Here is a 13,348-nt window from a genome sequence, read left to right as displayed (position 1 = left end):
AATTAGCTTTACTTAAATTGTATTTTTGTGTGGTAACCAAAACTTAACTTGAAACATACTAGCTATTGTTTTAATTAATTTTATATTTTCATCAATTATTTAAATGAAGTCATATCGTTTAAACAGATCAATAAGATCTTATTGATCGTTAGAAACGATCAATAAATATTAAATAAATTTTCAAAAATTACTCATTCACTTGTTCAGCAAAGGAAAAATATGATTGTTGACCAATCACAATGTGATCTAATACTCGGATACCAACGATATTTAATATTTCTGTTAGCTTTTGATTGATATTACGATCTGCATTGCTGGGTTGCGATTCGCCTGATGGATGATTATGGGCAAAAATAACTGCTGCTGCATTATACCTAAGTGCTTGTTTAATTATTTCTCTAGGATGGATTTCCACAGAGTTAATTGTACCCATAAAAAGTGTTTCTACTTTAATTAACTGATGTTGATTATTCAGGTACATAGCAACAAAATGCTCTCTTTCTTTTTGTTCTAATTTTAGTCTAAGGTAGTCAATGACTTGATTAGGTTTTGTGAATTGGTTATTTTCTATTTTCATCTGCTTTTCGAGCAATTTTAACGCTATTGTCACAATGCGCTTTGTTGAATAGGAAGTTTTCATTTTTTCTCCTGTTAAGACTGAGCAAAGCATAATGTCTTTCATGTAAAAACTGAAATTAATGAGATAAATGTATAAATAGGTGAATTTTTAGATAATTGAATTATTAGTGTTATTCAGCTAATAGATTTGATTAAATTGTTTTTTAGCAAATTGGCCAATGCGATAAGTAATAATGCGATCAACAACAGCTCCCATCACACCACCAAAAATCGGGATCACTTTAATTAACTTTAAGCTATGCTTTGCACTTATAATACTAATAAGCTGTTTAATGACCGATAGACTTATTTTACGAATTACTTCATTTGGCTGTTTCATCAATGTAGCAAAACAAAACTGCTGTAATCTTAACTTGCTTGCCATCACACATAATGATAAGAAAATTAAGATTTTGATTCTTTCATCATACACATCATGACCTTGCAAGATAGCAATGGTTGTAACGAGCCTCATTTGAATAAACAAGACACTTAAGGCGTTTGTTGGAAAAGTTATAGGTAAACTTGCAATCCCGCCTAACCCTGTGATAAAACCTGTAGCTGTTGCTTTGTCTGTTTCATGTTTGATTAGTTTATCAAGTAGTAAAGGTAATTTATCTGACATATCATGCTTCCTTATTTGTCGACTTAAATAAAGAATGAAAATGATTGTAAGAAGGCTCTAATAAATAAAATAAGGTGTTTTGTAATATTTGACGATTTAACATGGTACACTCCTTATAAAAATGTTAATTGAACGGACATATTGGTATGTTCAACTAATGATATCTATTTAAAATTATTTATAATAAGAGTGTTGAAACATATTGAGAAAATATGAAGCAAATCGGATAAATGAGTTTGCTTCATGAATAAGATTAGAGGAGGAGTTCAATATTTTGTGTCATTTAGGTAAACTGTGTAGCAAAAGAGGAAATGACACAGAATTATGAACAGGAGCCTCATTTATTACTAATACTTCTTGTTTTTTTCATAACGAGCTAAGCTTTTCTTAGCTTTTGCTTTTTGCTCATCTGTTGCTTTATCTGAATTTAAAATGGAGTTAGCAGAACTTACAATAACTGATGGAAGTACTTCTGTCACCGTAAAGTCTCCTACTTGGTAAAGTTTTTACCCAACCATCTAACACTACTCATAATAGTCATCTTTATACTCCGAACATTCTGGACATGGAAATGTAAAATTAACATCTCCACCACATACAGGGCAATTTTCGGGATGGGGTTCACCGCCATATTCTAATGAACAAGGGATGACTCCTGTACCATTGCATTCGCCACAATCAGATCTAACCATTTTATCTCCTTAAATTATTATTGAATTAAAATACATCATTATTATTAGAAATATATTGTGCACTGTCATATCGTTTATAACGATCAGTTAAGATCTAATTGATCGTTATAAACGATCAATTAATTTGGTTGAGAGTATGCATGCTGTTAATATACAAAGCATGAAGAGGATCATGTTTCTTCCACGAAAGTTGTGCTAACTCAGATAAAGCATTCTTAGTTAGTTTTTTTTCAACATTAATACCATATCCATCAGTTTCATTCTTCCAAAGATTGGTAACGGAATTCATAATAACGTTATAATTTGCATATTGTTCTGAGCTAAAGTACAACATGGTTGGAAAATAAAAGCCGTATTGTTTATTAAAAGCCATTACCCAAACAATGCTAAGAATATGATTGGAAAGTAATGTTAAATCAGACAAGTTCAACATATCCATATACGCATCTATTCCATATTGCCTTTGATAGGCATCGTCATGATAGGCAAAATCCATTCTGACTGGATATAACTTCCCATAATTTGTAAGTAACGATCTATGATGAGCTCTTAGCTTATTTAGTATTAGGTCATAGTAGTTGTCCATTTTTTATTCCTTTATATGAATTGGATCTATATCAATTAGCCTGTTTTGTTGACTGATTTGTATAAACGTATTTTTTTAAGATTCATAGTGATTTTCCAAAATGAAGGAAATGTTTTTTTGGGGTTACTAAATAGGGGAAGAAATTAAAAATTTATTCAGACCAAGTGTTCTAGGTTTTCCTCGATGACTTGGAGGTGGGACTTCACTTAAAAATAGACAATCGCTATAACACTTTTTAAAAAATGATTTCTGTTCTGTTTTAGCTAAATAACTAAGCATATAACAAACAGAACGAAATGCTTCATCATCGTGATGATTTATCACCCTTAGCCCATTAATATGATAATTATTCCGCTGACAATCATATAAATAACCTTTAGTCAGTTCATACCATGCACGTTCCAGAGCAACGTAAATAGGATAGTATTTTTGCCTTTTTTGACCATTTACATAAAAAACAGAATGAAAATGGATATGTTCATTCTGATTAAATTCCATAACAACAGCATACCCTACAATATCAAGTTCAAGTTGCATAGCTTGATAGAGAAAGTACATTATTTCTTTTTTGGTTGTTTCAATATCAGTATTGAACTCATCATCCTTAGCATAATGAATGTCGATTCGAATCGGTAAAATTTTTGAGTATCTATCTTGTAGCTTATTTAGGTGTGCAATGAGTTGATCATTGAGTTGTTTATTAATAGTAAAATTTTTATTTTGCATTTAGTTGCCCTTATCAAATTAGAGTTATTTGATAAGGAGCAAGATTATTTTTTTACTGTTTTAGTAACTGATGGTTTACTCAGATAGGGTACTATTGACTTCTATATAATAATATTAATTAACCTTAATTCAGTATATATTCAATTTTTCGTTGTTAATACAAGTAAGTAAGTCTAAAATTTGCTTCAAAAATACTTCATTATATATTCATTTTTACTTCTTTTTTACTTCATTAATTTAGGTGGATAGAAAATGGAAAAAACAATTATAACTAGAGACCATGAAGGTAAATTAATTGTACATACGAAGAATTTTTACACTTGTTTTATTATTTATGATTATTTAATAAATAAAGTAAATGATTTTTATATTGTTCTTAATGGACAGAAAATAAAAAGCATGTTACCTATTAATTTTTGTAAATTAATTAATGAAAATCTCTATTTAAAGGTTATAAAGGAATCAGATGAAAAAAAAATAATATTATTTAAACAGTATATTGAGAATAAATTAAAAGAATTACAGCAATATTATGAAAAATATCATTTCAACAAAATTGATTTTTCATGGTTAAAAAATAATAAAAGGGCATGTATGGGCCTTTGGTATAAATTACGTACAATATGTCAAAATCCTATAATATTACCTGTATTTACTGATAATCCTACTAATCAAGATGGGGAATCGATCGATTGGTTACCTAAACATAAGAGGTATATTACACAGTACAGAAAGTATATTGATATTGTCATCTGCTATTTTTTTGAAAATCAAATCCAAAATCCAACCTCTCACAAAGAAAGGTTGGATTCTATTCAACTGATGTTTAATTATCTTGCATATCATGAGACAACTCGCATAAGAATAGGTACATTTTATAAATGTTATGCTTTCGATTTAACAAATATCAATCTAGAGTATTTCTATCCAAATGATTTAATTGAATGTTATAAAAAAGATTGGATAAAAATATATAATTCAAAAAATACTCTAAATTGGATAAATAAATCTAATGAGGAGCAATGTCGTTGGATATGGGCGTTTTTGCAAAAAGAGCACTCAATTACAATCCTTCAGCATAAAAAAAATTATAGACTTAATCAAAATTTTTGTTTTAATTTTTTTGAATTTACTAATAATGAAGAACGCTATTTAGCTATTTTTACTGCTATATATACAGCTCCAAAAGATGGAATAACAGACAAATTACTCAAAACAATGAAAAAACTATGGTTGCAAAAAGAGAGAAGATCTTCAAATAGAGCAAAAAATAACAAAATTTTTAAAAAACAATGTAAGCGTATTACGAAAGATACAGCAGAAAACAATGAAAATGATTTAAATAAAATAGTATAGATTTAAACTTATCTAATAATAGTAATTAGGCAAGCAATTCTCTATAACCCTTGCAAACAAAGGCTTTAAAGCTATTTTATGGATACATGCCATTATCGAACCAAATGTATCCGGGTTTGTATCCGATTTTCCGCTTGATTTGAGGTAATTTCAGTTGAATTCGGTTGAGTAGTGAAACAAGCTGAAAGGCTTATTTGTAAAGGCTTTAGACATAAAAAAACCTGCTAGAAGCAGGTCTTAGAATTTGGTGATTGGTGCCCGGACGCGGAATCGAAGATACAGGTTAAAGCCTTGGGATTATAGGAGAATTTTATATGAGGGAATGTATCCGTGGTAATATTAGTTTAAGCACCGCTTGGTTTTATATTTTACATGATATATATATATGATTATTGATTCGTAGGTGTTTATGATTTTTCATTATTAAAGAATTATCAAGATAGTAACTAATAAGTCAAAATATGTATTTAATGCTTATAATTAGTCTTTAATATTACAACAAAAGCGGGACCAATCTTCCATTAAACCACGACGCTGTTCCAATAAATCAGTTCGATGATAAGCTGCTTCTACTTTATTCCTAATTGAATGGGCTAGTGAGCGTTCTGCTAAATCTTGTGGATAGCCATTTTCACTACACCAATCTCTAAAGCTTGAACGGAAACCGTGTATAGTAGCTAGTTTTCCATCAGTGCTACTTTGAATTTTTCTTCTTTTAAGAAATACAGTCATGCAAGCATCACTTACCATGCCATTAGAGACATCAGACGGAAAAACAAATTCCTTATTAAAACCTTTTTGTAATTCAAGTATCTCTAATGCTCTTTTGCATAAAGGTACTCGATGCAATATTTTTGCTTTCATTCGATTAGCTGGAATAGTCCATATTGCATTATCAAAATTGACCTCATCCCATTTCATCCCCCTAACCTCACCAGATCGGCAAGCTGTTAAAATTAGAAATTCAATAATTTTGGGGGCAATTTGTATTGAAGGGCTAGTTCTGATGTGATCATTAATAAATTTTGGAATTTCACGCCAATCCATTGCAGGGTGATGTTCCGTCCTAACGGTTTTACTTGGTTGCGGCGGTAAAAGATGATGAACTACATCGACAGGATTAGAGGCACAATATTCTCTAGCCCATCCCCAAGATAAAACAGCATGAATACGTTGCTTAAGTCTCATGGCTGTTTCTGGTTTTTCAAGCCAGATTTCACGTAAAACATCAGCCACATCTTTAGGTTGAATTTGATCTAACAGCATGTTACCTATTTTGGGAAAAGCATAAGTATTTAACGTGTTAATCCATTGTTGACCATGTTTATAATTTTTCCAACTTGGTAAAAGTTCTTGATGTAATTGATAAGCGCATTCAGAAAAAGTCGGTCGCGTTTGTAGCTCTTTTTCTTTTTGTTTTTCTTCAAGCGGATCTATACCTTTAGATAACTTAGCTCGAAAATTTATTCCAAGCTGTCCGGCTTCTAATATACTTACTTCAGGATAAGTACCTAAACCGCGTTTCGACGTCTATTAGTTATTGGACTCACATAACGTAAAACCCATTTACCTTTACCTTTTTGCGTTGATGAATGTAATGATAACCCAGTTACTCCGCCATGAGCTAACGGTTTATCTTCCGGTTTAATATTACGTGCCTTAGTGTCAGACAGTTTAGTCATAATGAAATACCTCACAACTTCAGTATGCCATTCAGTATACCATATATTATTGTTTTCTATAAAATCACTTTATATGTTTTTGGAGTTAAATGTAGATTAATAATATGATTTTTAACAAATAAATTATACTTTTTTGTATCCTGTTAATTTAATTTAGACTTTAAATAAGCGGACTGCGCTTCCGCCATCTTCTCCGAGCATTATCTAAAAATCAATAAATCACTCTTCATCACTATACTATCAAGTATACCATTTAAGTTTAAATAGTATTTTGTTATCCTCTAATATTTACCAAATATCGCTTTTATTCTCACAACCTAATTTTCATTAAATGCTACTAAATACTAAAGTAGCTATTTTAGAAAAGGTTATATTATAAAAAATTTTATTACATAAAAAATAGTACAAACAATGATACTGTCAAGTTAAATTATCATTCGTATAATTGTAACTACCTACTAAATCAGTACACCCCAAAAACAAAAAATTCTCCATTATAAAAGTAACAAAAGATTTGATCATGAAAAAGGTGATTAAACACCAAATTGTGTCAATATTAAAAAGAAGCAGTAGCCGGAATTTCTAGTAAAGCTAGTATCAAAACAGGTTACATTGAACAATTTAATTGTACTTATCGAACCGATAATGTTAGATTTTTAGCCTAGAGGAAGCAAGATAAATAACAAAATAACAGCTAACCATTTACAATACCGAAATATCAAATAAACATTTAAACAATATGGTATTTATTGAATAAAAACACCAAAACAGACAATATAATTTTCTATTTATTTTTTATTTTTATATAGTTATTCTTCAGATTAAATTATCTATTTTCATACTTAATTAATGATAATGACTTTTATATTTTACATATTATTTCTCACTTTTGAACAATCGATTAAAGCTATTATATTAAACAACAGCACCTGTTAGATTTTTTAGCTTATTTAAGTAAACTAAACTCAATTTCAATAACAAAAGGAAATTATCATGGGTATCATAAGTTGGATAGTTCTAGGATTAATTGCCGGCTGGATTGCAAAATTTTTTATGCCACTTGGACGTATAGGTGTAATTAAAACTATTTTATTAGGTATTGCAGGTGCCTTAGTAGGTGGCTATATTAGCACCTTCTTTGACTGGGGTAGTGTGACAGGATTTAATTTCCCAAGCTTATTTATTTCTGTTTTGGGTGCTATTTTACTGATATATCTTTATCGTCTTTTAAAATAAAATCATGTCTCAATCAAACTTGGTTGAATTCTTCCGCCAAGTTTGATTTATATAAATAAAGAAATTATTTTCGCCATCAATTTAAATAATTTTTTTAATATCCAAAAACAAACATAACCTATACATAAAGAAAAAAATGTCATTGCCCATAAGAAGCCAAATGTAATTAATGCTAAAATAAAACAGACAAAAAGTACTGGTATAAAGTAAATAATATCGATATGTGTTATAGTATTAAAAAGTATAAAAAAAACTATTGTTATAGCAATCAATACTAACCAATATAAAATTTTCATAACTTTATTTTTAGGTTTAGCATCAAGAGCAATACCTATAGCTTCCAAGCCTGCGTCTATGGCATCAAAAATAGCAAATGGCATAACTGATATTTCCTTTCATTTTTGTTGTAAAGATGTTAATAAGTAATTTCGTCGTATCTAGATTTTTGTTATATTAATATTCAAAAACCACTTATTAATAATATAGTAATTATAATGCTAAAAATATTCAATACATTAACCCGAGAAAAAGAAATATTCCAACCAATTACCCCCAATAAAATTGGGCTATATGTTTGCGGTGTGACTATTTACGATCTTTGTCATATTGGTCATGGACGTACCTTTGTTGCATTTGATGTTGTCACACGTTATTTACGATTTTTAGGTTATGATTTGACTTACGTCCGTAATATCACTGATGTTGATGATAAAATAATTAAAAGAGCATTGGAAAATGGAGAAACGTGCGAACAATTAACAGATCGCATGTTACAAGAGATGTATGCCGATTTTGATGCACTGAATATAAAACGCCCTGATGTTGAACCTAGAGCAACGCATCACATGCCACAAATAATTCAATTAGTTGAAGACTTAATTAAAAAAAACCACGCTTATATTGCCGAAAATGGTGATGTAATGTTTGCAGTTGATAGTGCACCTAATTATGGTGTGTTATCTCGACAAAATTTAGAGCAACTGCAAGCTGGTGCTCGTGTTGATGTGGTTGATGTTAAACGTAATCCAATGGATTTTGTGTTATGGAAAATGTCAAAACCTAACGAACCTAGTTGGAATTCTCCATGGGGTAAAGGTCGCCCAGGTTGGCATATTGAATGTTCAGCTATGAACAGTTATCAATTAGGTAATCACTTTGATATTCACGGCGGTGGTTCAGATTTAATGTTTCCGCATCACGAAAACGAAATTGCCCAATCAACTTGTGCCCATGATGGGCAATATGTCAATTATTGGATGCACTCGGGTATGGTGATGATCGACCAAGAAAAAATGTCTAAATCACTAAATAACTTTTTCACAATTCGCGATGTATTAAAGCATTATGATGCTGAAACAGTACGCTATTTTTTACTATCTGGTCACTATCGTAGCCAACTCAATTATAGTGAAGAAAACTTAAAACAAGCAAGGATGGCACTAGAAAGACTATATACCGCCCTGCGAGACACAGAGCCAACTTACCCATATATAACTCCGAGTGACAGTAATTACTACCGTCAATTCTGTGATGCAATGGATGATGACTTCAATACTCCCGAAGCGTATTCAATATTATTTGACCTAGCACGTGAAATTAATAAGGCCAAAGCTGATAATAATATGTTACTCGCTAATGAATTAGCAGCTCAATTGCGTTACTTATCGGCAGTACTTGGATTATTAGAGCAAGATCCTGTTGATTTTTTACAAAGTAATCAAAAAAATGACGTTAATGTTACATTAATTGAAGCTTTAATAAAACAACGTAATGAAGCAAGAGCAAATAAAAATTGGACACTGGCCGACGAAGCCCGCGACAAATTAAATGCAATGAATATTGTGCTTGAAGATGGAGCTAATGGTACAACATGGCGCAAAAAAAGCTAATGTTTTAAAAAGCACAATTTTTTTGAATAAATAAAATAACGCATTAAATTAATCAACTAAAATAGCCCCCACAATGTTGTGGTGGGTCTATTTATGATCATCGTAATGATTTATCAATTGAGGTCAAAATACCTCGCAAAATATTTAGTTCCTGTTGTTCAATGCGTGCGCGAGTAAATAACCGTCGCAAACGTCCCATAATCTGTCCAGGATGATTGTTATTAATAAAACCCGTCTGTAATAAAGTCTGTTCTAAATGTTGGTAGAAACGCTCTATATCGGCATCTATAGGAAACTTAGTTTCGGTCATATTCTTACCTTTTGATTCAAACAGTTTATTATCAAGGTTTAACATTGACATACGAATTTCATAACACAAAACTTGCACTGACATGGCAAGATTTAAAGAACTATAATCAGGATTGGCAGGAATTCCAACATGATAATGACATTTTTGCAATTCATCATTAGTTAAACCAACCCGTTCGCGCCCAAATACCAAAGCAGTTTGAGTATGGAGATTTGAAGCTTCTTGAACAATCTTATCACCACACTCTTTTGGCGTTAAATAGGGCCACTGTAAACTACGAGAGCGTGCACTAGTACCAATCACTAAAGTACAATCAGCAATAGCTTGTTCCATCGACGAGAAGATTTGTGCATTTTTAATAATATCACTAGCACCTGCTGCTAACGAAATCGATTGAGAATCAGGTTTTATGACTGGGTTAACTAAACAAAGATTAGTTAATCCCATGGTTTTCATTGCTCTTGCAGCAGATCCCATATTACCAGTATGCGATGTTTCAACCAAAACAATCTTCACATTATCTAAATAACTCACATCGTCCTCATTATTAAATAACATTCTATAACAATAGAATAAACTATATTCTTAATAAACTATATTCTTAATAAACTATATTCTTAAAAAATAAGTATATATTAAAATCATTGAAAAATCAGTTTTGGCTTCTTCTGTTATACAATACCTAATTAATTGAATCTTTCCCTAATTTAAATTCATAAAAATGAGTTTTATAATAAATATCTTATTGACGAGACTGAAATAATTTGCCAATGTAGTAACAACAACATTATAAATCTTAGCTTGTTGATAAAAGAAAGGAGATCAATTATGACTTTAAGTATTACCAGTAAACAAATGGACATTACTCCCGCAATTCGTAGCTATCTAGAAGATAAATTTTCAAAGTTAGATAAATGGAAAGCACAGCTGATCAACCCTCATTTTATTTTATCCAAAGAACCAGATGGATTTATTGTTGATGCAACAATTACAACTAAAGGAACCCCATTAGTTGCATCTGCCAAACATATTGATATGTATGCAGCAATTAATGATCTTATTGATAAACTTGAAAAACAACTTAATAAACTGCAACATAAAGGTGAGTCTCGTCGTGCTATAAGTAGCATAAAAGACAAAGTATTAGAAGAAGAAATTTAATTAATCTATTTCCTTAATTAAATAAAAAGGCACTTTAATGGTGCCTTTATTTTTGTGCTTGTTATAATACATACTATCTTCTTTTGATATTTAATAAAAATGACTACAAATCCTTTATTACCTTTACGAAATAAAATTAATGAACTCGATAAAACATTATTAGAACTTATTTCCCAGCGACGTAAGCTTTCAACGCAAGTGATTCATACAAAAATTGAAGCTAATATTCCTGTACGCGATATTGAGCGTGAGCGTTCACTTATTAGAAATTTAATCAATCAAGGGAAACATCATCATCTTGATGATATGCTTATAAAACGCTTATACCAATTAATTATTGAAGATTCTGTACTATTACAACAAAAAATCTTACAAGAAAAACTTAATCACAACACAATTACTACTGCCAAAATCGCCTTTTTAGGTCCTAAAGGATCTTATTCACATTCTGCAGCTCGTCGCTATGCTAGTACTCACTTAGATAAAATGGTTGAATTAAGCTGTTCAACTTTTAAAGAAGTTTTTGAACAAATCGAAAATAGTTCTGTAGATTATGGCATTTTACCAATAGAAAATTCTAGTTCTGGCTCAATAAATGAAGTTTATGATTTATTGCAAAAAACTAATTTGCATATTATTGGTGAACTATCTTTGCCTATTGATCATTGTATTCTTGCCATGCCAAATTCACAACTCGAAAAAATTGATACCATTTATAGCCATCCACAACCGTTCCAACAATGTAGTAACTTCTTAGAGAACCATCCAAATTGGAAAATTGTATACTGCGATAGTACTTCATCAGCAATGAAAACAGTTGCTAAATTGAATAAACCTAATGTTGCAGCAATGGGGAATAAAGATGGCGGTGAATTATATGGGTTACAAGTACTTGAACATAATTTTGCAAATCAAAAAGAAAACATTACTCGTTTTATTGTGTTATCCCGCCAGCCTATCGAAGTATCTGATCAACTTCCAGCTAAAACTACAATTTTAATGAAGACTGGTCAGCAAGCAGGTGCTTTAGTTGATGCGCTATTAGTATTACGTAATCATAATATTATCATGACTAAACTTGAATCACGTCCAATTCATGGTACACCATGGGAAGAGATGTTTTATATTGACTTGCAAGGCAACATCCATTCTTATGAAATGCAAACAGCGCTTAAAGAACTAACTTCAATGACGCTATACACCAAAGTGCTCGGATGTTATCCAACTGATTCTGTTGTTGCTGTAATATAATAATATGACTATGCAATATTTTTCGCAATCTATACTTAACTGGTATGAACTGTGCGGTAGAAAATCGCTACCTTGGCAAATCAGCAAAAGTTCTTATCATGTTTGGTTATCAGAAGTCATGTTACAACAAACTCAGGTTGTAACGGTTATTCCTTACTTCAACCGTTTTATTGAACGCTTCCCAAAGATAACAGATCTAGCACAGGCATCAATTGATGATGTATTGCATCTTTGGACTGGGCTTGGCTATTATGCAAGAGCTCGTAACTTACATAAAACAGCACAAATAATAACCGAAAAATTTAATGGCGAATTCCCGACACAATTTGATAACGTCATCGCCCTACCTGGTATAGGACGTTCAACTGCAGGGGCAATTTTATCTCTTTCACAAAATCAGCATTACCCTATTTTAGATGGTAATGTAAAACGTGTATTAACTCGATATTTTGCTGTTCAAGGCTGGCCTGGTATAAAAACTGTCGAAAATAAACTCTGGAATTTAAGTGAACAAGTTACTCCCAAAATTGATGTTGCAAAATTTAATCAAGCTATGATGGATATTGGTGCGATGGTTTGTACACGCACTAAACCTAAATGTTCTTTATGCCCTTTACATAGCAATTGCATTGCACATAAAACGGAAAGTTGGCAACAATATCCAACCCAAAAACCTAAAAATACTATTCCTGAAAAAACAGCCTATTTTTTAATGCTTGAATATAATCAAACTATTTGGTTAGAAAAAAGACCGCCAACAGGCATTTGGGGTGGATTATATTGCTTACCACAGTTTTCAAGTAAACAAGAAATAACTGACTGGTTAAAAAAACAAGGTATCGAAACCTTACCTCTAAAACAGCTTATTGCATTTCGTCACACATTTAGTCATTTTCACTTAAATATTATTCCTTTTCATTGTGTTATCAAAAAAAAGACAAAATATTGGGATAAATCTTATGGATACTGGTATAACCTTAAATCGAAAAATAACAAAATTGGACTTGCTACACCTATTTATAACTTATTAAAACAATTATAACTATCCTCTAAAAAAGAGAACAAAAAATGAATAATATACAAAAATCTGTTAAATAAGATTACTTTCATGTAAAGTAAAGGATTATGTCAAAAGTTGTTATTTATGAACGAATACTCTCTTTTGATTACCAACAAACCTTTCTGATTATTAACAAACTAAATCAAATATTCCTCT

General features: G+C 31.0%; 14 protein-coding genes and 1 pseudogene. 6 read left to right on the top strand and 9 right to left on the bottom strand.

Translation table 11 applies throughout. The annotated features are described in order from the left end of the window. Positions 1 to 187: 187 nt before the first annotated feature. The 6 genes from radC to GQ589_RS02170 all read right to left on the bottom strand — a co-directional run bounded on the left by radC (position 188) and on the right by GQ589_RS02170 (position 3,247). Entirely contained in the window at positions 188 to 640 is a 453-nt protein-coding gene (gene radC / locus GQ589_RS02190; RefSeq protein ID WP_160424285.1) for a DNA repair protein RadC, read from the bottom strand. Between the two features lie 117 nt (positions 641 to 757). Beyond that, on the bottom strand, positions 758 to 1,243 hold the full coding sequence (locus tag GQ589_RS02185; protein WP_160424283.1) for an EcsC family protein: 486 nt from the start codon (positions 1,241 to 1,243) through the stop codon (positions 758 to 760). A 347-nt stretch (positions 1,244 to 1,590) separates the two neighbouring features. Beyond that, positions 1,591 to 1,722, bottom strand: coding sequence for a hypothetical protein (locus tag GQ589_RS12390; RefSeq protein WP_255471056.1), 132 nt, complete (start codon positions 1,720 to 1,722; stop codon positions 1,591 to 1,593). A 45-nt stretch (positions 1,723 to 1,767) separates the two neighbouring features. Further along, positions 1,768 to 1,935 (bottom strand): hypothetical protein, encoded by a 168-nt coding sequence (locus GQ589_RS02180; protein WP_160401677.1) that lies wholly within the window; start codon positions 1,933 to 1,935, stop codon positions 1,768 to 1,770. Positions 1,936 to 2,050: 115 nt separating this feature from the next. Next, entirely contained in the window at positions 2,051 to 2,374 is a 324-nt protein-coding gene (locus GQ589_RS02175) for a hypothetical protein (protein WP_143426343.1), read from the bottom strand. A gap of 273 nt (positions 2,375 to 2,647) precedes the next feature. After that, positions 2,648 to 3,247 carry an inovirus-type Gp2 protein gene (locus GQ589_RS02170; protein WP_160401678.1) on the bottom strand — a complete coding sequence of 200 codons (600 nt, stop codon included), beginning with the start codon at positions 3,245 to 3,247 and terminating at the stop codon, positions 2,648 to 2,650. Positions 3,248 to 3,499: 252 nt separating this feature from the next. Here GQ589_RS02170 and GQ589_RS02165 point away from each other — a divergent pair, with 252 nt between their 5' ends. Continuing rightward, entirely contained in the window at positions 3,500 to 4,603 is a 1,104-nt protein-coding gene (locus GQ589_RS02165; RefSeq protein ID WP_160424281.1) for a hypothetical protein, read from the top strand. Positions 4,604 to 5,083: 480 nt separating this feature from the next. Here GQ589_RS02165 and GQ589_RS02160 read toward each other — a convergent pair. Further along, a pseudogene (locus GQ589_RS02160) lies at positions 5,084 to 6,285 on the bottom strand (tyrosine-type recombinase/integrase). A gap of 993 nt (positions 6,286 to 7,278) precedes the next feature. Here GQ589_RS02160 and GQ589_RS02155 point away from each other — a divergent pair. Continuing rightward, positions 7,279 to 7,521 (top strand): GlsB/YeaQ/YmgE family stress response membrane protein, encoded by a 243-nt coding sequence (locus GQ589_RS02155; protein WP_160400365.1) that lies wholly within the window; start codon positions 7,279 to 7,281, stop codon positions 7,519 to 7,521. 47 nt (positions 7,522 to 7,568) lie between these two features. On the opposite strand, the gene GQ589_RS02150 is transcribed toward GQ589_RS02155, so the two are convergent. Further along, on the bottom strand, positions 7,569 to 7,901 hold the full coding sequence (locus GQ589_RS02150; RefSeq protein WP_160424279.1) for a hypothetical protein: 333 nt from the start codon (positions 7,899 to 7,901) through the stop codon (positions 7,569 to 7,571). A gap of 114 nt (positions 7,902 to 8,015) precedes the next feature. On the opposite strand from GQ589_RS02150, the gene cysS reads away from it, so the two are divergent. Further along, a complete protein-coding gene (cysS, locus tag GQ589_RS02145; RefSeq protein WP_160424277.1) occupies positions 8,016 to 9,410 on the top strand; it encodes a cysteine--tRNA ligase in 1,395 nt (464 codons plus the stop codon). A gap of 97 nt (positions 9,411 to 9,507) precedes the next feature. Here cysS and trmJ read toward each other — a convergent pair whose 3' ends face one another. Continuing rightward, the gene (gene trmJ / locus GQ589_RS02140) at positions 9,508 to 10,197 is read right to left on the bottom strand and encodes a tRNA (cytosine(32)/uridine(32)-2'-O)-methyltransferase TrmJ (protein WP_237398356.1); all 690 of its coding nucleotides are present in this window, start codon (positions 10,195 to 10,197) and stop codon (positions 9,508 to 9,510) included. Between the two features lie 351 nt (positions 10,198 to 10,548). Here trmJ and raiA point away from each other — a divergent pair, with 351 nt between their 5' ends. The 3 genes from raiA (at position 10,549) to mutY (ending at position 13,174) form a co-directional block, all read left to right on the top strand. Then, positions 10,549 to 10,881, top strand: coding sequence for a ribosome-associated translation inhibitor RaiA (gene raiA, locus GQ589_RS02135; protein ID WP_160400361.1), 333 nt, complete (start codon positions 10,549 to 10,551; stop codon positions 10,879 to 10,881). Between the two features lie 99 nt (positions 10,882 to 10,980). Next, the gene (pheA, locus tag GQ589_RS02130; RefSeq protein ID WP_160424275.1) at positions 10,981 to 12,132 is read left to right on the top strand and encodes a bifunctional chorismate mutase/prephenate dehydratase; all 1,152 of its coding nucleotides are present in this window, start codon (positions 10,981 to 10,983) and stop codon (positions 12,130 to 12,132) included. A 4-nt stretch (positions 12,133 to 12,136) separates the two neighbouring features. Beyond that, positions 12,137 to 13,174, top strand: a complete 1,038-nt coding sequence (gene mutY, locus GQ589_RS02125) for an A/G-specific adenine glycosylase (protein WP_160411388.1) — start codon at positions 12,137 to 12,139, stop codon at positions 13,172 to 13,174. The last annotated feature ends 174 nt before the right edge of the window (positions 13,175 to 13,348 follow it).

This window comes from Gilliamella sp. Pas-s27 (assembly GCF_009795865.1).
Lineage (GTDB): Bacteria > Pseudomonadota > Gammaproteobacteria > Enterobacterales > Orbaceae > Gilliamella.
The sequence above is the reverse complement of the archived record's forward strand: the minus strand, read 5'-3'. Positions and strand labels throughout refer to the sequence as shown.